The sequence below is a fragment of the Sphingomonas sp. NIBR02145 genome (genome assembly GCF_027359115.1).
Lineage (GTDB): Bacteria > Pseudomonadota > Alphaproteobacteria > Sphingomonadales > Sphingomonadaceae > Sphingomonas > Sphingomonas kyeonggiensis_A.
Genome location: NZ_CP114791.1, coordinates 2,096,344 through 2,116,828, shown reverse-complemented (window position 1 = coordinate 2,116,828; position 20,485 = coordinate 2,096,344). Strand labels below are relative to the sequence as shown.

General features: G+C 66.8%; 21 protein-coding genes. 10 read left to right on the top strand and 11 right to left on the bottom strand.

The window, feature by feature from the left end; translation table 11 throughout:
• The first annotated feature begins 5 nt into the window (after positions 1 to 5).
• The 6 genes from flgG (at position 6) to O3305_RS09345 (ending at position 4,172) form a co-directional block, all read left to right on the top strand.
• Positions 6 to 791 (top strand): flagellar basal-body rod protein FlgG, encoded by a 786-nt coding sequence (gene flgG / locus O3305_RS09370; RefSeq protein ID WP_269576145.1) that lies wholly within the window; start codon positions 6 to 8, stop codon positions 789 to 791.
• Complete coding sequence (gene flgA / locus O3305_RS09365) at positions 791 to 1,219, top strand: flagellar basal body P-ring formation chaperone FlgA (RefSeq protein WP_269576144.1); 429 nt, start codon at positions 791 to 793, stop codon at positions 1,217 to 1,219. The genes flgG and flgA overlap by 1 nt, the downstream gene beginning before the upstream one ends.
• Positions 1,220 to 1,257: 38 nt before the next feature.
• Positions 1,258 to 2,010: a flagellar basal body L-ring protein FlgH gene (gene flgH / locus O3305_RS09360; RefSeq protein ID WP_184168645.1), complete on the top strand. Its 753-nt coding sequence runs from the start codon at positions 1,258 to 1,260 to the stop codon at positions 2,008 to 2,010.
• A gap of 321 nt (positions 2,011 to 2,331) precedes the next feature.
• Positions 2,332 to 3,186, top strand: a complete 855-nt coding sequence (locus tag O3305_RS09355) for a flagellin (protein ID WP_269576143.1) — start codon at positions 2,332 to 2,334, stop codon at positions 3,184 to 3,186.
• A gap of 153 nt (positions 3,187 to 3,339) precedes the next feature.
• Positions 3,340 to 3,741 (top strand): hypothetical protein, encoded by a 402-nt coding sequence (locus O3305_RS09350; RefSeq protein ID WP_184168643.1) that lies wholly within the window; start codon positions 3,340 to 3,342, stop codon positions 3,739 to 3,741.
• Between the two features lie 113 nt (positions 3,742 to 3,854).
• Positions 3,855 to 4,172 carry a hypothetical protein gene (locus O3305_RS09345; RefSeq protein WP_269576142.1) on the top strand — a complete coding sequence of 106 codons (318 nt, stop codon included), beginning with the start codon at positions 3,855 to 3,857 and terminating at the stop codon, positions 4,170 to 4,172.
• A gap of 307 nt (positions 4,173 to 4,479) precedes the next feature.
• Here the strand turns inward: O3305_RS09345 and O3305_RS09340 are convergent, their stop codons facing one another.
• The 8 genes from O3305_RS09340 to O3305_RS09305 all read right to left on the bottom strand — a co-directional run bounded on the left by O3305_RS09340 (position 4,480) and on the right by O3305_RS09305 (position 14,133).
• On the bottom strand, positions 4,480 to 5,193 hold the full coding sequence (locus O3305_RS09340; protein WP_269576141.1) for a flagellar hook assembly protein FlgD: 714 nt from the start codon (positions 5,191 to 5,193) through the stop codon (positions 4,480 to 4,482).
• Positions 5,194 to 5,205: 12 nt separating this feature from the next.
• The gene (locus O3305_RS09335) at positions 5,206 to 6,648 is read right to left on the bottom strand and encodes a flagellar hook-length control protein FliK (protein ID WP_269576140.1); all 1,443 of its coding nucleotides are present in this window, start codon (positions 6,646 to 6,648) and stop codon (positions 5,206 to 5,208) included.
• Between the two features lie 75 nt (positions 6,649 to 6,723).
• On the bottom strand, positions 6,724 to 8,805 hold the full coding sequence (flhA, locus tag O3305_RS09330; RefSeq protein WP_269576139.1) for a flagellar biosynthesis protein FlhA: 2,082 nt from the start codon (positions 8,803 to 8,805) through the stop codon (positions 6,724 to 6,726).
• 37 nt (positions 8,806 to 8,842) lie between these two features.
• Positions 8,843 to 10,168: a sigma-54-dependent transcriptional regulator gene (locus tag O3305_RS09325; RefSeq protein WP_269576138.1), complete on the bottom strand. Its 1,326-nt coding sequence runs from the start codon at positions 10,166 to 10,168 to the stop codon at positions 8,843 to 8,845.
• 17 nt (positions 10,169 to 10,185) lie between these two features.
• Positions 10,186 to 10,539 (bottom strand): flagellar motor switch protein FliN, encoded by a 354-nt coding sequence (fliN, locus tag O3305_RS09320; protein ID WP_269576137.1) that lies wholly within the window; start codon positions 10,537 to 10,539, stop codon positions 10,186 to 10,188.
• A gap of 10 nt (positions 10,540 to 10,549) precedes the next feature.
• Positions 10,550 to 12,157 carry a flagellar basal-body MS-ring/collar protein FliF gene (gene fliF / locus O3305_RS09315; protein WP_269576136.1) on the bottom strand — a complete coding sequence of 536 codons (1,608 nt, stop codon included), beginning with the start codon at positions 12,155 to 12,157 and terminating at the stop codon, positions 10,550 to 10,552.
• Positions 12,158 to 12,423: 266 nt separating this feature from the next.
• A complete protein-coding gene (locus O3305_RS09310; protein ID WP_184168635.1) occupies positions 12,424 to 13,086 on the bottom strand; it encodes a FliH/SctL family protein in 663 nt (220 codons plus the stop codon).
• Positions 13,087 to 13,098: 12 nt separating this feature from the next.
• Positions 13,099 to 14,133: a flagellar motor switch protein FliG gene (locus tag O3305_RS09305; RefSeq protein WP_184168634.1), complete on the bottom strand. Its 1,035-nt coding sequence runs from the start codon at positions 14,131 to 14,133 to the stop codon at positions 13,099 to 13,101.
• A gap of 159 nt (positions 14,134 to 14,292) precedes the next feature.
• Here O3305_RS09305 and O3305_RS09300 point away from each other — a divergent pair, with 159 nt between their 5' ends.
• Both O3305_RS09300 and O3305_RS09295 read left to right on the top strand, forming a co-directional pair.
• On the top strand, positions 14,293 to 17,013 hold the full coding sequence (locus tag O3305_RS09300; RefSeq protein ID WP_269576135.1) for a hypothetical protein: 2,721 nt from the start codon (positions 14,293 to 14,295) through the stop codon (positions 17,011 to 17,013).
• A gap of 3 nt (positions 17,014 to 17,016) precedes the next feature.
• Entirely contained in the window at positions 17,017 to 17,430 is a 414-nt protein-coding gene (locus tag O3305_RS09295; RefSeq protein ID WP_184168632.1) for a flagellar basal body protein, read from the top strand.
• A gap of 99 nt (positions 17,431 to 17,529) precedes the next feature.
• On the opposite strand, the gene O3305_RS09290 is transcribed toward O3305_RS09295, so the two are convergent.
• The 3 genes from O3305_RS09290 to O3305_RS09280 are packed head-to-tail and all read right to left on the bottom strand — an operon-like array spanning position 17,530 to position 19,340.
• The gene (locus tag O3305_RS09290; protein ID WP_269576134.1) at positions 17,530 to 17,955 is read right to left on the bottom strand and encodes a flagellar protein FlgN; all 426 of its coding nucleotides are present in this window, start codon (positions 17,953 to 17,955) and stop codon (positions 17,530 to 17,532) included.
• Positions 17,956 to 18,258: a rod-binding protein gene (locus tag O3305_RS09285; protein ID WP_269576485.1), complete on the bottom strand. Its 303-nt coding sequence runs from the start codon at positions 18,256 to 18,258 to the stop codon at positions 17,956 to 17,958.
• Positions 18,258 to 19,340 carry a flagellar basal body P-ring protein FlgI gene (locus O3305_RS09280; protein ID WP_269576133.1) on the bottom strand — a complete coding sequence of 361 codons (1,083 nt, stop codon included), beginning with the start codon at positions 19,338 to 19,340 and terminating at the stop codon, positions 18,258 to 18,260. The genes O3305_RS09285 and O3305_RS09280 overlap by 1 nt, the downstream gene beginning before the upstream one ends.
• Before the next feature lie 101 nt (positions 19,341 to 19,441).
• On the opposite strand from O3305_RS09280, the gene O3305_RS09275 reads away from it, so the two are divergent.
• Together O3305_RS09275 and O3305_RS09270 are read left to right on the top strand one after the other, a co-directional pair.
• The gene (locus O3305_RS09275; RefSeq protein ID WP_269576132.1) at positions 19,442 to 19,864 is read left to right on the top strand and encodes a flagellar assembly protein FliX; all 423 of its coding nucleotides are present in this window, start codon (positions 19,442 to 19,444) and stop codon (positions 19,862 to 19,864) included.
• 184 nt (positions 19,865 to 20,048) lie between these two features.
• A complete protein-coding gene (locus O3305_RS09270; RefSeq protein WP_184168628.1) occupies positions 20,049 to 20,462 on the top strand; it encodes a DUF2147 domain-containing protein in 414 nt (137 codons plus the stop codon).
• Positions 20,463 to 20,485 lie beyond the last annotated feature (23 nt).

Here is a 20,485-nt window from a genome sequence, read left to right as displayed (position 1 = left end):
GAACCATGCGTACGCTTTCCATCGCTGCGACGGGCATGCTCGCACAGCAGACCAATGTCGATGTGATCTCGAACAACATCGCCAACATGAACACCACCGGCTTCAAGCGCCAGCGCGCCGAGTTCCAGGACCTTCTCTATGAGCAGGTCGTGCGTCCCGGTTCGTCGACCAGCGCACAGACCCGCAGCCCCACCGGCATCCAGATCGGCTCGGGCGTGAAGACCGGCGCGATCTACCGGATCAACGAGCAGGGCTCGGTCCAGCAGACGGACAACCAGTATGACCTGGCGATCCAGGGCCATGGCTATTTCCAGATCACGCTGCCCGACGGTTCGACCGGCTATACCCGCGACGGCTCGTTCGGCGTGTCGGACCAGGGCGAACTGGTGAATTCGGACGGTTTCCCGGTCCAGCCGGGCATCACCGTGCCGCAGAACGCCGTCAGCGTCACCGTCTCGAAGACCGGTCAGGTCGATGTCGTCCTCGGCGGCGGCGATCCCACCCCGCAGACGCTCGGCCAGCTCCAGCTCGCCACCTTTGTCAACGAAGGCGGCCTGGAGGCCAAGGGCGGCAACCTGTTCCTCGAGACCGCCGCTTCGGGCGCGCCGATCGCCGGTGCCCCGGGCGATCCGGGCTTCGGCACGCTGATGCAGGGCTTCGTCGAAGCCTCGAACGTCAATCCGGTGGCCGAAATCACTGCGCTCATCACCGCGCAGCGCGCCTATGAAATGAACAGCCGCGTCGTGAAGACCGCTGACGAGATGCTGGCGACCACCAGCCAGCTGCGCTGATGTTGAACCTCCTCGGCCTCGCCCTGCTAGCCTTCGGTTCGCCGGAGGACGTGCCCGTCGCCGTGCTCGGCCATGCCGTGCAGAAGGGCGACCGCATCGAGGCAGGCGACTTCTCGGTCGAGCAGCGCCCCGCGGCTTCGGCGCGTGGCGCGCTCACCATCGACCAGGCCGCCGGCATGGAAGCCGCGCGCAACCTGCCGGCAGGCACGGTGGTGCGCCAGGCAGACCTGATGCGGCCGCAGATGGTTCGTCGCGGCGAGCCGGTGACGATCCGTATCGTCAGCGGCCCGCTGATCATCACCGCCGCGGGCCGCGCGCTCGCCGGCGGCTCGAAGGGCGAGGCCGTGCGGGTCGTCGCCAACGCCACCAACCGCACGCTGGACGGGGTCGTCGAGGCCTCGGGCACCGTGCGGATCGTCACGCCCTAAATTCTAACGGTCCACTTGCAGCTTACAGGGAAAGTAGCATGCGTAAGATCATTCTGATTGCGGCGATGGCCGCCACGCTTTCGGGTTGCGGCGCAGTCGGTCGGCTCAAGGCCGTCGGCAAGGCGCCGAAGCTCTCCGAGATGCAGCCGGTCGACATGCCGGAGATCGAGCCGTCGCTCGCGGCGCCTGCGGATCGCACCCGCACCGGCACGCCGGCCGCGGTGGCCCAGCAGCAGGGCGGCAGCGCCTCGCTGTTCCGCACCGGCGCCGGCGCGCTGTTCCGCGATCAGCGCGCGAACAAGACCGGCGACATCCTGACGATCAAGATCAAGATCGCCGACAAGGCCGATCTGGGCAACAACACGTCGCGCACCCGCGGTGGCAGCGAGAGCGGTGGCCTGGGCGGCCTGCTCGGCATCAGCCCGGTCAAGAAGCTGCTCGGCGCCGACGCCAATGCCGCGCTCGAGACCAATTCGGGCTCGAAATATGCCGGCGGCGGTACCACCGCGCGCTCCGAGACGATCAACATGACGATGGCCGCCATCGTCACCCAGGTGATGCCGAACGGCAATCTGATGATCCGCGGCCGCCAGGAAGTGCGCGTCAACTTCGAGATGCGCGAGCTGATCGTCACCGGCATCATCCGTCCGGAAGACATCGCCCGCGACAATTCGATCAGCCACTCGCAGATCGCCGAGGCGCGCGTGATCTATGGCGGCAAGGGCCAGCTCACCGACGCGCAGCAGGCGCGCTGGGGCCAGCAGATCTACGACGCGCTCTTCCCCTTCTGAGCCGTCGCCACATCGACATGAGGATCGCCTCGCAGCCTGTGCTGCGGGGCGATTTTCTTTTGGGCTATGGTGCCCGCCGGGCCGCATTCCGTGGACCTGCTCGCCCCGATCGCGGTCTGCGCAAGTCGCTGAAATCGGGAGGCTTCGCGGCAAGGTTTCAAATTAACCTTTCGCTAACCATTTAAATTCGCGGACTAATTTTGGGCATCCTATAATTTTTCCCACAATGAACATGCGGGCGTACCGATCACGTTCCGTCGCGAACCGGCGTCTCCGGTTTGGGTCGCAGAAGCGGCTCTTCGATCCAAGAAGGATAGTAACATGGCATTTTCGGTTAACACCAACGTCGGTGCGATGGCGGCTCTCCAGAGCCTGAACGAGACCAACAAGGGCCTGTCGCAGGTTCAGAGCCGCATCAACACCGGCCTGAAGGTTGCGTCGACCAAGGACGACTCGGCTTCGTACACCATTGCTCAGGGCCTGCGTGGCGACATGGGCGGCCTCGCTGCCGTGTCTTCGTCGCTGAGCCGCGCCAAGAGCGTGACCGACGTGGCGGTGGCTGGCGCCGAGCAGATCTCGGACGTCGTGAACCAGATGAAGGCGAAGGCCTACCAGGCTGCTGACGCCGGCATCGACACGTCGACCCGTGACGCGCTCAACGCAGACTTCGTTGCACTGCGTGACCAGATCACCACGATCGTGAACTCGTCTGACTTCAACGGCACGAACCTGCTGAAGGCTTCGGGCGGCACCGTGACGGCTCTGCAGTCGCTGCAGGACTCGAACACCGGCTCGACCACCTGGGATCCGGATTCGCTGAGCGTTGCCAACCAGGGTCTCGACCTTGGTGGCTCGGTCGTGACCATCGGCGCCTCGGGCAACATCAGCAGCCAGGCTTCGGCTCAGGCGATGATCGACACGATCACCACCACCCAGAGCAACCTGAAGACCAGCCTCAGCACCCTGGGCGCTGCTTCGCGCAAGATCGACGCACAGTCGACCTTCACGAGCAAGCTCTCGGACGTGATCGAAGGCGGCATTGGCAACCTCGTCGACGCCGACCTGGCGAAGGAATCGGCGAAGCTGCAGGCCCTTCAGGTCAAGCAGCAGCTCGGCGTGCAGGCTCTGTCGATCGCCAACCAGGCGCCGTCGACCATCACGTCGCTGTTCCGTTAAGGCCAGACTTTTCCCTGGAGTCTATGGCCCTGACGAGGAGGCCGGGACGCAAGTCCCGGCCTCCTTTTTTTGTGCCTGTTGGGTCGGTTTCGGCGCGTTCGCGCGTCTATAGTGGTTGACGCCTCTATAATGATCCTAAGAGGAGAATAGGTCTTGTTTCCCAGGATCAGAGAAATCACGGATGCGTTCGGCGGCCGCCTGCAGGTGAGCGTCGAGGAGCATCCTTCAGGGGCACTGGTGGTACTCGAGCGGCCCGACATGCTCGGCCGCCCGCGCGTGATGCTCGACGGCTACGGCGTGGACGTGCTCTCGGGCTATATCATGTCGGCGCGCCTCGCCGTGCCGGATACGCTGCCCGACGAGCATATCGACGGCGTCTTCGCCACGCGTTTCCGCCTCGGCCTGGATCCCTGCGCGGCGCTTGCACTCACGCAGTCGAGCGGCCCGGCCCTCGATATTCCCGCGCCGTTCTGGGATCGGCTCTATGCAGAGCTCTGCCTGGTCGCGGCGCATGCACGCGAACTCGGCCGGCGCGCCGAAGCGCGTGTCCATTGATTCCGCAAAAACACATACGGGCTTGCCCGTACTACGCCCGGGGCCGCGTTTGCTGCATCTAGGGTACAAATTCCACACGAACGGGTCAGGGGTGACAAATGGGCGTTGGTGAATTGGCGTTTGGTACAGGGGTTTCCGCCAGCTACACGGTGACGCTTTCGTTGACGGTGGAGGACGCCCGCACGCTGTGGGCAGCCGCTGCCGAGCGGGCGCTGGCTGCACCGGGGATGACGCTGGCGGACGTGCTCGACACGATCGGGCCGCGCGAGGATCCGTCGATTGCGGATTGCATTGCTATGCTGACGGCGCCGGCGGCGCTGCCCGGCTGCACGCTGGACGGCTATGAGGTGCTGGACCCGGACATGGGCCTGGCTCCGGCACAGATCATCCAGCTGCCGACGCAGCCGCTGCTGCGCGCCGCGCTCGGCTGATCTTCCCGAACTTGTGAAACGGCAACGGGGCCCTTCGGGGCCCCGTTTTCGTATGTGCCGCCGATATCGGCGGGACGGTTCATATGCGGCTGATCAAGGCCGTGCCGCCTGCGTCGCGCACAAAAAAGAGCGGCCCGGTGGAGGAGGAGCCGGGCCGCTCTATTTTAAGCGAAAGGAAAACAGGGCGCCTGGGCGCCGGCAGAGAGGCGGACGGATCGCGAGGGGATTGATACGTCCGCCCGCCTCTCTTCTTTCATTATAGAGGACGGGAAGGGGCCTCCCAAACGTACGCCCCTCAGGAATTCCCCTAGGCGCCGGTGTCGGTGCCAGTGTTGGTGTCGGTATTGGTGGCCGGGGCGGTGCCGATGCGGATGAGCTTGCTCGAATCCACTTCGTTGCCGTTCACCGTCACCAGGACTGCGCCGTTGGCGAGCTGGACGTCGTTGACCACGCCGATGCTGTGCACCGTGGTGTTGGTGATCTCGCCGCCCGAGGCGTCGAGTGCCTTGATCGACAGCGAATACTTGCCGGCGGGCGCCTCAGTGCCGGTCGAGGTCAGGCCGTCCCAGGCGAGCGTGCCCTGGTCGCCCTTCACCTCCACCGTGCGCGTATCAACCACCTTGCCCGAGGCATCGGTGATCGTCGCGACGATCGAGGTGGCGGTGCGCGGGGTCGTCCAGCTCCACTGCGCGGCCTGGGTGTCGCTCAGGCCCGAGACGGGCGAGTCCACCTCCACCGCGCGGCCGATCAGCGACGAAGCCTGAGTCAGGTTCTGCGTGCCGAGCGTCGACAGGATGTCCTTGAGCGTCGAGGTCTGCGCCATCGACTGCTCGACCTGCGAGTACTGCACCAGCTGCTGGGTGTACTGGCTGGTGTCCATCGGGCTCAGCGGATCCTGGTTCTGCATCTGCGTGGTCAGTAGCTTCAGGAACATCGTGAAGTCGGCGTTCAGCCCGGTGCTGTTCGCGGTCGCGGTGCTGTTGGTCGCAGCCGTGTTGGTCGTGTTGGTGACGGTAGTCATGCTGGTGCGCTCCTAGGCGAGGAGATCGACCTGCCCGTCGCCGCGGATGCTGCGATAGGCGGTGTCGTTGGTGTCAGTTTCGTCATTGCCGGCAAGCTGGTTGCCGGAGGCGTTCTGGCCCTGCTGCTGCTGCGACTGGGCGTTGCCGCCCTCGCTGCGGCTCTCGAAGCGGAAGCTCTGCGCGTCGGCGCGGATCCCTGCCTGGTCGAGCGAGCGGCCAAGGTCCGGCATGTCCTGGCGGAGCAGGTCGAGCGCATGGGCGCTTTCCGCGCGCACCGTGGCGTGCAGCTTGCCGCCGTTGTCGAACGACAGCGTCACCTCGACCTTGCCGAGATTGTCCGGGCTCAGGCGGACGCGCAGCGTATCCTCGCCGGCCTCGACCTTGCGGGCGATCTCGACGCCCATCTGCTGGCCGAGATGGCCGGGCCGGGCAACGACGACCGGCTCCGCTGCGACTGCCGCGGGAGCGGTCTGGGTGCGAGCCGGATCGGTGGCGGCATGCGTGGGTGCGGCATGCGACGGAGCGGCGTCCTGGCGCAGCGTGAACGCCGGCGCCTGGCCGCGCTCGTCGCCGCCGGCTGCATTGTCGTTCTTGCCCTGTTTGCCCGTGATGGCGGAGACCGCGCCCGAGGCCTTGTCGGCCACGGTTGCGGAATTGGCACCTGGCGTGTCGGAAGCAGCGGTGCGCGCGGCATCGGCCTTGCGGCCGCCGATCGTGACTTCGCCGATCTGGCGCGTGTCGGAGGGCTGCGGCTTCACCGCGACTTCCCCGCGTACCGGCGCCTGGACGATCGCGACTGCGGCCATGTCGCCGGCCAGGGGCGCGGCATCCGGCGTTGCGGCGGGATCGATCTCGCCTCGCTTCTCCGCACCGTCGGTCTGGCGCGAGCCGCGCTTGACCGGAATCTTCGGAGCATCGGCGGGCTGCTCGGCCTGGACTTCGACCTCCGCTTCGCCCCGCGGCTTGGCGGGTACGCCGGGCTCGGGCGCAGGCTCGGCGAGCACGGGCTTGGAACCGGCTGCGGGCTTGGCATCGACGATCGGCGCGGACGGCTTGTCACCGGTGGGAGCCGGGGCCGCAGGCTCCGCCGTTACCGGCACCGCAACGGGTACCGGCATCATGTCGGCTTCCGGCTGCGCCTCGGTGGGCAACTGCACCACCGGCGCGGTTGCAGTCGGGGCCGCAGCGTCAAGCGGGGCCTCAGGCATCGCCACGGGGGCACATGCCGCCGGCGCCAGCGGCGCGGCGGTGGTGAGCAGTTGCGCCATGCTCAACGGCGTGGCGGGCGCAAGCGTGTCGTTCGCGGCGAGCGGCGGCGTGAGGCCGTTGGCCGGCGAAGCGGCGGGGTTCGCCGGCGCGCCGAGCAGCGCCGCGAAGCCGATGCCACCGGCTGCGGGAATGGCGCCTCCTGCGCCGAACAGACCCGTAGGAGACCCGATCGTGTTTATCTGCATTCAGGCGCCTCATGGGCGGGCATCTGGGCCCGCAATATTCCTTATAGGACGGTCTCGGCCACTAGGGTCGGGACCTCATCCAATTGTCCCGAGCGCACGGATGCGGGCGCGGGAATGGATCTCGTTCTGCGACAGCACGACGGTGGCCGGACGGACGCGCTCGATGATCGAGCGGACGAACGGGCGGATCGCCGGGCTGGTCAGCAGGCAGGGGATCTCGCCGTCCTGCGCCAGCCGGTCATAGGTCTCGCGGACGTGCTGGATGAACTTGTGCAGCGAGCTCGGCGCCATCGCCAGCTGGCGGTCGTCGCCCTGGCCCAGGATGCTCTCGGCGAACTCCTGGTCCCATTCGGGCGACAGGGTGACGACGGGGATCGCTTCGCCGCGGACCTGCGACGCGCTGATCTGACGGGCCAGGCGCGAGCGGACATGCTCGGTCATCTGGGTCAGGTTGCTGGTCAGCGGCGCAGCCTCGGCGATGCCTTCCAGGATCGTCGGTACGTCGCGGATCGAGATGCCTTCGCTCAGCAGGTTCTGCAGGATGCGCTGCACGCTCGAGATCGAGACCTTGCTGGGCACGATGTCCGCAACCAGCTTCTCGGAGTCCTTGTGGACTTCGGTCAGCAGCTTCTGCGTCTCCGAATAGGAGAGCAGGTCGGCGATGTTGTCCTTCACCAGCTCGGTCAGGTGGGTGGTAATGATGGTACCGCACTCGACCACGGTCAGGCCACGGAAGCCCGCCTCGTCGCGCAGCTCGCGATCGATCCACAGGGCGGGGAGGCCGAACACCGGTTCCGTGGTCGGCTCGCCGGGCAGGCCGGCCGGGCCGCCGCCGGGGTTGATCATGAGAAGCTTGTCGATGCGGATCTCGCCGCGCGCGGCCTCGGTTTCCTTGATCGTGATGACATATTCATTGGGCTTTAGGCCCATATTGTCGATGATCCGGACCGAGGGGAGGACGAAGCCGAAGTCGGTCGCCATCTGGCGGCGCAGCGCGCGGACCTGGTCGTCGAGGCGCGGCTCGCGCTCGGCCTCGTTGATCATCGGCAGCAGCGCATAGCCGATCTCGATGCGCACCGCGTCGATCGCCAGCGTCTGCGAGATCGGCTGCTCGACCACGGCGGCGGCGGCCTGCTCCTGCGCGACGGCGAGCTTCTCCATCGCGGTCTTGGCGGCGGCGTTCCTGCTCATCTTCCACGCGGCGAAGCCCGAGGCGGCCGAGAAGATGGCGAAGGGCAGGAAGGGCATGCCCGGCATGATCGCCAGCGCGCCCATCAGGAACGAGACCATCCCGAAGGCCTTCGGGTAGCGGCCCATCTGCTCGCTGAGCGCCGAGCCGGTCTTGCCCTTCACGCCGCCCTTGGAGACGAGCAGGCCCGCCGCGATCGAGATGATCAGCGCCGGGATCTGGCTGACCAGGCCGTCGCCGGCGGTCAGCACGGTATAGGTGTGGAACGCCTCGCCGATCGGCACGCCGTGCGAGACGACGCCGATCGTCAGGCCGACGACGATGTTGACCGCGGTGATCAGCAGGCCGGCGATCGCGTCGCCCTTCACGAACTTCGAGGCACCGTCCATCGCGCCGTAGAAGCCGCTCTCGGCTTCCACTTCGGCACGGCGGGCCTTGGCCTGGTCCTCGTTGATCATGCCGGCCGACAGGTCGGCGTCGATCGCCATCTGCTTGCCGGGCATCGAGTCCAGGCTGAAGCGCGCCGCGACTTCGGCGATGCGCCCGGCACCCTTGGTGATGACGACGAAGTTGATGACGATCAGGATGATGAAGATGGTGAGGCCGATGATGACCTCGCCGCCCATCAGGAACTCGCCGAATGCCCCGATCACGCCGCCGGCGGCGTCATGGCCTTCATGGCCGTGGGTGAGGATCAGGCGAGTCGAGGCGAGGTTGAGGCCGAGCCGCAGCATCGTCGCGACAAGCAGGATCGTCGGGAAGGCGCTGAGTTCCAGCGGCTTCTCGATGAACAGCGCCGTCATCAGGATCATCACCGAAACGGTGATCGACAGGGCGAGGCCCAGGTCGAGCAGCCAGCCCGGGATCGGCAGGATCAGCATCGCGATGATGGCGATCACGCCGACCGCGAGCGCCATGTCGCGGTTGGCGCCGATCCTCTGCATGAAGTTCACGATAACGGGAGGCATTCTGCTCTCACTTTATTTGGGGTCAGCGTGAAACGGCTCAGGCCGCGGGCGGCACGGCGATGCCGCCCTCGATGAAGGTGCGCAGCTTGTTGCGCATCGTGCGCACCGAGATGCCCAGGATGTTCGACGCCGAGGTGCGGTTGCCCTGGCAGCGCTCCAGCGTGCCGAGGATCAGCTCGCGCTCCACCTCTTCCACCGTGCGGCCGATCAGCCCGTTCACTTCGATGCGGCCATCGGCGACCGAGGGCAGCGATACGATCGCTTCCAGCGGCGAGCCGTCGGCGCGGGTCAGGTCCTCCGCCTCGATCTGCTGGCCATGGGCCAGCAGCGCGGCGCGGTGGATGCACTCGCGCAGCTCGCGGATGTTGCCCGGCCAGCCATAGGCGCGCAGCACCGCGATCGCCTGCAGCGAAAGCGGGCGGGCGGGCAGGCCGTCCGCCTGGGCGAACTCTTCCATGAAGTGTTCGGCGAGTCCGGCAATGTCATCGCCATGCTCGGTGAGCGGCGGCACCTCGATGCGGGCCAGGCTCAGGCGGACGAGCAGGTCCTCGCGGAAGCTGCCGGCTTCCACCGCCAGCTCCAGGTCCATGCTGGTCGAAGCGATCAGCCGTGCCTCGAAGGGCACGTCCTCTTCGCCGCCGAGACGGCGGAAGCGCTTCTCGATCAGCGCGGCGAGCAGCCGGGCCTGGGTGGCCGGGGCAAGCGCGCCGACTTCGCGCAGGAAGATCGTGCCGGTGCGGGCACCCTCGAGGCGACCGACGCGGCGTGCGGCGGCGCCCGGAAAGGCACCGGCCTCATGCCCGAACAGTTCGGATTCCAGCACATCGGCGGCAACGCCGGCGCATTCGACCGAGACGATCGGATCGGCACGGCCCGAAAGCCGGTGGATCTCGCGCGCCATCGTTTCCTTGCCGCTGCCCTTGCCGCCGCTCACCAGCACCGGCGAGCCGCTCGGGGCGACCGCGCCGGCCAGCGCCATGGCGCGTTCCAGCACGGGATGGCCGCCGATGCGCACCTGGCTCTGGCGCTCGACCACCGAAGCGATGGCCGCGGCGATCAGCTCGCGCTGCGGGGGCAGGGGAACATAGTCACGGGCGCCGGCACGGATAGCCGCCACCGCACGCTCGGCCGGGGCCGAGATGCCGCAGGCGAGGACCGGCACGACGAAACGCTCGGTGCGCAGGTCGCCCAGAAAGCCGACCACGTCTTCCAGCACGTCGATCATGACGAGATCGGCGCCCTGTTCGCGCAGCGTCTCCAGCGCGGGGGCGGGGGCGTCGGCCATGGTGACCTCCGCGCCGGCGCCCTGCGCCAGCTCCGCCGCCCGGCGGAACTCGCTGCCCGGCGCACCGATCAACAACATCCGGATGGGGCCCATGCTCAATTCTCGGCCCGCACGATCTCGGTGAGCGTGACGCCCAGCGCGTTGTCGATGAGGACGACTTCGCCGCGGGCGATCAGTCGATCGTTGACGAAGATGTCCACCGGCTCGCCGACGCGGCGGTCGAGCTCGACCACGGTGCCGGCACCCAGATGCAACAGGTCGCCGATCGGCATGCGGGCACGGCCCAGCACTGCCTGCACCTTCACCGGCACGTCGTGCACGGCTTCCAGGCCCTCGACGCCACCCTGGTGGGTGTCAACGCCGCCATGGGTATCGAAGTCTTCGAACACCGGCGCGGGCTGGTCGGCCGCGGTATCGGTGGGGATGATGTCGTGGGGTTCGATGTCCATGGTCATAATCCTATGCGTTCATCCACTGACGGATCACCGAGGCCGCTTCGGGCGGGCTGGCGGAGATCGCGTCCCCGATGCGCTTGAGCGCGGAGAGCTTGATGCGGCCGTCGACCTGGGCCAGCGCGATCTCCTGATCGAGCTGCGGCACGTCGGACTGGCTCATGTTTTCGAGCTGGGCCATCGCTTCGGTGTCGCCATCGGCGGCACGCTCGGCGAGCGCGAGCATCTCGGGCGAGTGCGTCGGCAGGGCAGGTGCCGCCTCGGCGAATTCCAGCGCGGGTGCTGGCTTCGGCTTCAGCATGCGCAGCGCCACCAGGCCGACCACGCCGATCACCACCAGCTGGAGCAGGCTCCAGATCCGGTCCATCGGCAGCGACGACAGGAAGCTGCTCGTCGCGTCGGCGGGCGTGTCGTCGGTGTTGAACTTCATGCTCTCGACGACGACGCTGTCGCCACGCTGGGTGTCGGCGCCCACGGCATTCTCGACCAGGCGCTGCAGGCGATCGATCTGCGGCTGGGCCAGGCCCTTATCGCCGCCATCGACCATCACCGCGACGCTCAGGCGCGTCACCTTGCCCGGGGTGCGGACGGTGACCGTCTTGGTCGAGCTGTTGTCGTAGGTCGTGTCTTCCGAAGTCTGGTTGCTGCCCGACTGGCGCGAGGCGCCCGGGGTGTTCGCCGCGCCCATCTGGGCGGCGGGCAGCTGGTTGCCGACCGAGGCAGTCTGCGGACCGGCATCGGTCTCGCGGTTCTGCTCGCCGGTCTCCACGCTCACCTGGCGCGAGATGACCTGCTTGTCCGGATCGAAGACGTTCGATTCCTCGCGCGACTGGTCACGGTCGATCTGGGCCGAGACTTCGGCGCGGACCTTGCCCTGGCCGACGATCGGCGCGAGCAGTGCTTCGATCTCGTCGCGCAGCTTGGCTTCGACGGCCTGCTGGCGCTCATCGGCGTCGCCGGCACTGGCGGTGCCGGGGTCGCCGGCACGGGCGAGCAGCGCGCCGGTCTGGTCGACGACCGAGACGGCGTCGGGCGAAAGCTCGGGGACCGAGGAGGAGACGAGGTAGCGGATCGAGGCGACGGTCTCGCTGGGGATGCGGCCGCGCGTCTTGACGGTGACTGCCGCGGTCGCCTTGCGGCTCTCCTCGGCGAACATCGCGCGCTCGGGCATCACGATATGGACGCGGGCGCCGGTGACGTTCTGGATCGTCTGGATCGACTTGGCGAGCTCGCCTTCGATCGCGCGCGTCTCGTTCATCTTGGCGCGGCTGGCGGAAACGCCGAAGGGCTGCTCTTCGTCGAGCACCTCATAGCCGATCTTGCCGCCCAGCTTCTCGCCGGCCAGGCTCATGCGGAGCTCGGCCAGCTTGTCCTGCGGCGCCATGATCGAGGTGCCGTCGGCCGAGAGCTGGAACTCGACATTCTGCGCCTTGAGCTTCTCGGTGATCGCCGAGGCGGCCGAGGGGTCAAGGTCGGTATAGAGGAAACCCATGCTCGGGTTCGAGCCGCGGGTAGCGACGAAGGCGAGGGCGGCGAGCAGCGCAAGCGCCACGCCTCCCATCAGCATCAGCCGCTTGGGCCCGATCTGGCCTACGAGATTTTTGATCGCTTCCAATGTCGCCCCGTGGGTGAGAACTGGTGGGGCGGATGCCCCTTGCGATCATTATAGAGGGGTGGGGGAGGCGGCAGTTTTTGCCGGGGGAAATTTTTGCCTAGTCGGTTGTGCCGGCTGGCTTTCCCCGAATCAAAAACCCCTCCCTGGAAGGGAGGGGCAGGGCTGGGTGGATGCTTGGCGATGCGGTTACGGCGCCGCATGAGGGTGCCGTAAGCCTGGCCGCGACCCACCCCCGACCCCTCCCTTCCAGGGAGGGGAGGTTTAGATCACGCCCCCTTCAGCAGCGTCTCGAGCTCGCCGAGCACCGCCGCGCGCCGCGCCGTGGCGTCGAGCGCCAGCCCGCCTTCTTCCCAGCCGATACGGGCATCGCCCACCGGGATGGTCTCGTCGGGCACCACGATCAGGTTGAGCTTGCGGCGGTCGCGCGACTGGCGGTCGGCGATGCGGCCCTCGATGTCGTCGAGCAGGTCGGGGTGGACGCGGATCTGCAGCTCGGTGCCGCGGGCGACCTGGCCCAGCGCGCGGCCGATCGCCTCGTCGATCGCGGCGCCCGGCGCCACTTCCAGCGCACGGCCGGCGATCAGCTCGGCGGCGGCGAGCGCCACTTCGGCGGCTTCGCCGGTCACGCGCTCGGAAACCTGGCCGAAGCGGGCGTCGATGCCCTCGATCCCGGCCTGCAGCGCATCGACGGCGCTCAGCAGCGCCACTTCGCGCTCGTTGCGCGCCTGGGCGAGCCCGGCCTCATAACCTTGCGCCCGCGCCAGCGCGAGCGCCGACTCCTGCTCGGAGCGGAGCAGCGCCAGCTCGGCGCGCAGCGTCGCCACTTCGAGCGTGGCGTCGGGGCCGATCGGCGCACCCTTGCCCGGCGGGATCGCGAAGATCCGGTCGAAGCCGAAGCGCTCGACATTCACATGGGCGTGCATGCTCATCGTATCGGTTCCTTAGATGATCATCGCGTCGTCGGACTTGGGGTCGACGAGCAGGATCTCGCCGCGGTCCGCCAGGTCCTTCGCCAGGCGTACCAGCGCCGACTGGGCTTCTTCGCAATCGCGTGCGCGCACCGGGCCCATGCCCGCCATGTCCTCGCGCAGCAGCTTCGACGCACGCTCGGTCATCGCACCGAAGAACAGCGTCTTCAGGCTTTCCGGCGCACCCTTCAGGGCCAGCGCCATCTGGCGCTTGTCGGCGCTGCGGACGATCGCGGCGATCGCCGGCGGCAGCAGGTTGCCGAGGTCCTCGAAGGTGAACATGAGGGCGCGGATCCGCTCGGCGCTTTCCGGCGCCTTGTTGTCCAGCGCGTTGAGCATCGCTTCCTCGGTCGAGCGGTCGAGCGAGTTGAACAGCTCCGCCATCGCCTCGTGCGGATCGCGCTTCTGCGAGCGCGACAGGTTGGTCATGAACTCGCTCTTCAGCGTCTGCTCGACCTGGTTGATGACTTCCTTCTGCACCGTCTCCATGCGCAGCATGCGCATCACGACGTCGACCGAGAAGTCGCGCGGCAGCTCGGCCAGCACGCGGGCCGAATGGTCGGGGCGCAGCTTGGAGAGGATCACCGCCACGGTCTGCGGATATTCGTGCTTGAGCGCACCGGCGAGGACGCTTTCCGAGACGTTCGACAGCTTGTCCCACATCGTGCGCCCCGAGGGACCACGGATGTCCTCCATGATCTCCTTCACCTTCTCGGCAGGCAGTATGCCGGCGAGCAGGCGCTCGGTCGTCTCGTAGCTGCCGTGCATCGACGACATCGAGGCGATCTCGCTGGTGAACTGGACGAGCAGGTGCTCCACCACCGGGGCCGGAATCCGGCCCAGCCCGGCGATGCACGACGACAGCTCCTTCACCTCGTCGGTGGTCAGCTGTTCCCAGATCGGGGCGCCATGATCCTTGCCCAGGGCCAGCATCAGCGCGGCGGCGCGCTGCGGGCCAGTGAAACGCTTGAGTTCGGGCGGTTCGGCAATCGGCGCCATGACGGTCATGATTTTTCGTTTCCCTCGCGAAAAATTTGCGCCCGTACACACGGGTGGGGGCGGCTTTCCCTCTATTATAGGATCGAGGAAGCGAGGCGGAGCGCGATGACGGTTAATTTATCTGGTAGTCTGATCGGCTTAAGTATTCTGACGGGGTCGAGTTCGACGATGACCTCGGCGGTGTCGGCGATCACCTATGACAGCAAGGCCGTGCGCGCTGCCAAGGCGCAGTTCACCACCGCGGCGACGATCGCGCCGTGGAAGAGCAGCAACGAGCTTCCGGTTAACGCCAGCCAGGTTGCGGCGATCACGGCGCTGCGCTCGATCATCACGCCGTCCACCACCGATGCCGGTGGTGCGTTCCTGCCCAAGGACGTGCAGACCAGCTTCACGGCCTATCAGGCGCTCGACAAGCTGCGCGTGCTGGCCGAGACGGCGAGCGCCAAGACCACGTCGGACGCCCAGCGCGCCAATCTCCAGAAGACTTTCCAGAAGGGGCTGGACGAGCTCCAGACCTATCTCAGCACCGCGCCGTCCGATCTGGTGAAGCTCGCCTATGGTAAGCCCTCGTCGAGCGTCACGACGAACAAGCTCGTCTCCACCAATGTGTACGAGACCGAGGGCAAGGGCCTGGTCAAGACGCGTGCCGAGGCCATTCCGGGCCTGACCGGCAGCGAGCAGTTCTCGATCACGCTGAGCAAGCCCGGCGTCTCGGCGCAGACCGTCACCGTCGATCTGTCGCAGGGCGCCCAGCCGCCGACGCTGGACTCGGTCGCGGCCCAGTTCAACGCCGCGATCCAGGCAATTCCCAATTTGAACACCGATGGCACGCCGCAGCTGGATGCCAACGGCAATACGGTGCCGCGCTGGAAGTCTACCCTCAAGGTAACCAACGAAAGCGGCAAATGGGGCTTCACGCTTTCGAATCCCACCGGCTTCGAACAGATCACCCTCGACCAGACCAACGCCAAGGACGCGCTGGTCGTCGCGACCGGCCAGACCGCGCTCGATGCACCGAGCTCGACCCAGCTCTTCCGCTTCGACGATCCTGCCGGTGACAATACCCGCACCGCCATGGGCACGATCCAGGCGCTCGATCGCCAGGCGACCGCGCAGAACGTCGCCGCCGGCAAGACCACCACGACCACTTCGACGACGACTGATCTCGACGGCAAGGTGAAGACCGTCAAGACGTCGACCAGTAACGTCTACGCCAATACCGATGCGGCCTCGGTCGTTACCGACGCGCAGGGCAACAGCTACATCGTCGGCACCACCAAGGGCGACCTTGGCGCCAACCTGTCTGATGGCGACAGCAACCTGTTCCTCACCAAGGTGGACGGCGCGGGCAATGTCGTGTGGCAGCGGAGCCTGGGCGCGACTGGTTCGTCGACCGGCGCCGCTGTCAGCCTCGGCCCAGATGGCAGCATCGTCGTCGCGGGCACCGTCACCGGCAGCTTTGGCGGCGCTTCCACCGATGGCGACATGGTCGTTGCGAAATATGCCGCGAACGGCGACGAGAAATTCTCCACCGTGGTTCGCTCGGGCGGCACCGATGTCGCCAAGGCCGTCGCGGTCGGCGCGGACGGCTCCATCTATGTCGGCGGCCGCATCGCATCGGGCAATGACGGCTTCGTCGCCCGGATCGACGCCAGCGGCAAGATCGCCGAGCGTCGTACCATTACCGGTGCCGGCAGCGACAGCGTCAATGCGCTCGCGGTCGACAATGACGGCAACGTCCTCGCGCTCGTCTCACATGACGGCAATGCCGAACTGCTCAAGATGCAGGGAGGGGCGCTCGCCACCGATCTCGGCAGCCTCAGCCTCGGCACCGCCGATGCACGCGTGCTCGCTGTCGCCGATGACGGCACGATCGGCGTGGGCGGTGCGACCTCCGGCGCGCTTTCGGGCACCCAGGTGAATTCGATCAGCGGCGGTCGTGATGGTTTCGTTACGCGGATCGACGCCAATCTGTCGAACGCCAGCACCACCTATATCGGCTCCTCGGCGGACGACCAAGTCGACAGCATCGCCTTCATGAACGGCGATCTCTATGCCGGCGGCCGCACCACTGGCGATCTCGCTGCGACGCGGCGGGGACCCACCGATGGCTTCGTCACACGTGTCGACGGCTCGACTGGCGCAGTCGAGAATACCACTCAATTCGGCCAGGCATTGCTGCGTACCGAGCCGGTCCGCGTATCGGCCGATAGCGGCGGCGCCAGCGCGGTCTCGGCGCTCGGCTATGGCCGCGGCACGATCAACGCGATCGCGTCGAACAAGGTGACCACCCAGACCGGCCTGAAGGCGGGCGACTATTTCTCGTTCAAGGCCGATGACGGCTCGGTCCGCAAGCTCACCATCCTCGCCGACGACACGCTCCAGTCGATCGCCACGCGCATGCAGGGCATGCTCGGCGCGTCCAAGGCGACCGTCACCGCCACCGCGGTCGATGGCGTCCAGCAGCTGCGCATCACCATGAAGCCGGGACATCAGCTGCAATTGCTGGCCGGCACCGGCGACAGCGATGCGCTCGCCAAGCTCGGCATGGAGCCGCAACGGATCTCGACCCAGGCGGCGGTCTCGAGCAGCGCGCCCAAGGTCCGTCCGGGCGGCAGCTTCGGCCTCGACCTGGGCGAGGGGCTCAACCTGAGCAACCTCGACATGGCCAAGGTCGCGCTCGGCAAGATCAAGGACGCGATCTCGATGACGCAGACCGCCTATCGCTCGCTCTATTGGGACGATTCCAAGAGCAACATCATCAACGGCACCAAGCGCAATTCCGCGACGGGCACCGAGAGCACCGCGATCGTGAATGCCCAGCTCGCAAACTATCAGGCGGCACTCGATCGCCTGAACAGCTCCACTCCTTCTTCATACGGGTTCTGATCCATGGACATGCCTCCGATTCTTGCCGGCATCCGCCGCCAGATGGACAACCTCTCCGATCGCCAGCGCGTGATCGCCCAGAACATCGCCAACAGCGAGACCCCGGGCTTCAAGGCGCGCACCGTCGAGGACGCCGATTTCTCCGATCTGGTCGGCAACAGCACGGGCGGCATCCGAGTCGCCAAGCCGCGCGTCGAGCTGACCGCCGGCATGAAGGGCCTGGGCGCGATCCAGCCGGCCGGCGCGGGCATCGTGCTCGACAAGGACATCAGCGAGACCAAGCCCGACGGCAACAACGTCACGCTCGAAGACCAGCTGCTCAAGCTCGGTCAGGTCCAGGCCGACTTCACCGCGATGACCAACCTCTACCGCAAGCAGATCAGCATGTTGAAAACCGCTGTGGGCAAGGGCGGCTAAGCGCTTCCTTCGGTTGTAGAATGCAAAAAGGCCCGCGAGCGATCGCGGGCCTTTTTTGTTAGCCCTCTCCCGATTGCGGGAGAGGGCTTTCGGAGAGATTTACAGCCGCGCGTTGATCGAGATCGGCGCCGGGGCCTCGCTCGAGGCCAGGCCGCCGCCTGCGCCATAGGTCATGTTGCGGGTGCCGGTCAGGCGCTGGGCCTCGGCGGCGATCGCGCCCATCATGTCGGTCGACAGCTCGATCTGGCGCTTGAGGATTTGCTGGTTGACGGTGGAGGCGTCACGCAGGCCGCGGCTCGCCTCGGCCAGCCGCTCGCGCTCTTCCGGAGCGAGCCGCTCGGCCCAATTGTCCGGCGCTTCGCGCTTCATCCGCGCCACTTCGGCTTCGATCCGGCCGGTCAGGCGCAGCTTGACCGCGGCGATCTCGGGCATCTCGGGGAAATAGGGCGCCCGGGACAGCTGCTCGCTTTCCTCTTCCATGATGTGGGTGAGGGACACCATTGCGTCGATGAGCTGTTCGGTCACTTACTTATTTCCCCCCTGAAGCTTGATGATCTGGTCGAGTACGACCGGCGCGAGGCCGATGCCGCCGCGTTCGGCGATCGAATTGCCGAGCTTCTCCGCCATGATGCCACGGAACATCTCCTCGCCGTGGCCGCCCGAGAACTCGCCATCGCCCTGCTGGACGCTCTCGAGCATCAGCTGGGTCATCTGGCCGAGGAACACCGCTTCGAAATTCTTGGCGGTCTCGCGGTTCTTGGCGTCGAGCTTGGGATTGTTCGTGCTGGTCGGGACCTGCGGTCCCGGCACATTGGTCACGTTCTGCATCACTGTACCTCGATGTCGGCCTGGAGGGCGCCGGCGGTCTTGATCGCCTGGAGGATGGTGATCAGGTCGCGCGGGGATACGCCCAGCGTGTTGAGCCCGCTCACCAGCGTCTGCAGGCTGGCGCCGTCGATCAGCGCCAGGCTGGCGCCGTTGCCGTCGTCCACCTGCACATTGGTGCGCGGCACCACGGTGGTCTGGCCGTTCGAAAGCGGTGCGGGCTGCGAGACCTGCGGGCTCTCGGTGACGGTGATGGTCAGGCCGCCCTGGGCGATCGCCACCGGCGTGATCCGCACATCGGCGTTCATCACCACGGTGCCCGATGCCTCGTTGATGACGACGCGGGCCGGCTGATCGACCTTGACCGCAAGCTCGCCGATGCGGGTGACCAGGTCGATCACGTTGCCGACGAAGTTCGGGCCCGGGGTGAGCTGCACGGTCGCGGGGTCGAGCACGGTGGCGCTGCCCGGATATTTGGCGTTGATCGCCGCGGCGATGCGATCGGCGGTGGCGAAGTCCGGGTTCTTGAGCGCCAGCTTGAGGCCGGTGGCCGACTGGAGCGAATAGGGGACTTCGCGCTCGATGATCGCGCCGCCGGCGATGCGGGCGGAGGTGGTCACGCCGCGGCTGACGCTGGCGGCGGCACCCTGGCCCTTGAAGCCGGAGACCGCGACATTGCCCTGGGCGACGGCATAGATCTCGCCGTCGAGGCCGCGCAGCGAGGAGACGATCAGCGTCCCGCCCTGCAGGCTGGTCGCGTCGCCAAGGGCGGAGACCTGTACGTCGATATGCGAGCCGTTGCGCGCGAAGGGCGGCATCGTCGCGGTGATCGAGACGGCGGCGACGTTCTGCGTCTTCATCTCGGTGCCGCGGATGTTCACGCCCATGCGCTCGAGCATGGCCTGCATCGATTCCTCGGTGAACGGCGTGTTGCGCAGGCGATCGCCGGTGCCGGCCAGGCCGACGACCAGGCCATAGCCCACGAGCTGGTTGTCGCGAACGTTCTCGACGTTGACGACGTCCTTGATCCGCGTCTGGGCCATTGCGGCCGGTGCGATGGCCGTGCTCAGCAGCAGGGCGATCATGGGAGCGGCGTAGCGCAGCATATAACCCCTGGGAGTGGAAAATTTCCGATAATTCTCTTATAGGATAGAGGTAGGCAAAAAGTGCCGAAGGACGAGATTTCGTGCGTATCGAGAACCTCCAGGGACCCATGCTGCAAAGCCTGCTGGCTGCGCTGCCGAAGGTCGCGTCCGGCTTCTCGGTGAAAGAAGGCGAGGCGCCCGCCGCGCCTGCGCCCGTTCCGCAGGGGACCAACGCCGCGCAGGCGCTCAATCCCTCGGTCGCGATGCTCGTCACGCTTGCCGCCGCCGATCCTGCGATCGAGCGCCGCCGCAAGCAGGCAGTCGATGCCCAGCGCGGTGTCGACATGCTCGATCAGCTCCACCGCGAGCTGGTCGCCGGCGTGGTCAGCCCGGCGAAGCTCCAGGCGATCGTCGAATGGTCCGAGACCTTCGAGCACAGCGACGATCCTGCTTTGGCGGCCATCCTGTCCGATATCGAGCTGCGCGTGCGAGTCGAACTGGCCAAACTCGATCTTCAGGCCTGATTTCACGCCCGGATTTACCCTACGGCATCAGCGACTTTTCAGTTTCAAATCCGAACGCATTTGCATACCCGGTTTTTGGAACCTAGGGAGGCGACAACGGTTTCGCGTTCGAAAGGGCGAGATCGTTTCACCCGTGACCGGCCGTGAGAGCCCGGCATGGAGACCCCTCGAGGAGAGTATGCCTATGTTGGCTTTGCTTATGGGGCTCGCCGTCGCAGCGGCCCCGGCACCCCAGTCCGGCGACGCAGTCGTCGGCCGCTGGAAGACCCCCGTGCACAATGGAATCGTCGAGATCGCGCGCTGCGGCACGTCGATCTGCGGCAAGATCGTCTCGTCCGACAAGCTGCGCACCAATCCGAACCTGGCCGATGCCCAGAACAGCGACAAGGCGCTGCGCAACCGGCGGCTGATGAACCTGCAGATCCTGTCGGGCTTCAAGCAGCAGGGCGCCGGCTGGTATGGCGGCAAAATCTACAATGCCGAGGACGGCAAGACCTATAGTGCCGAAGTGACGATGACCGGCAACGACCAGCTCAACCTGCGCGGCTGCGTATTCAAGCCCTTCTGCCGTACCCAGACCTGGACCCGCGTCCGCTGAGGCGCGTTTCCCAGTTTCCGTTC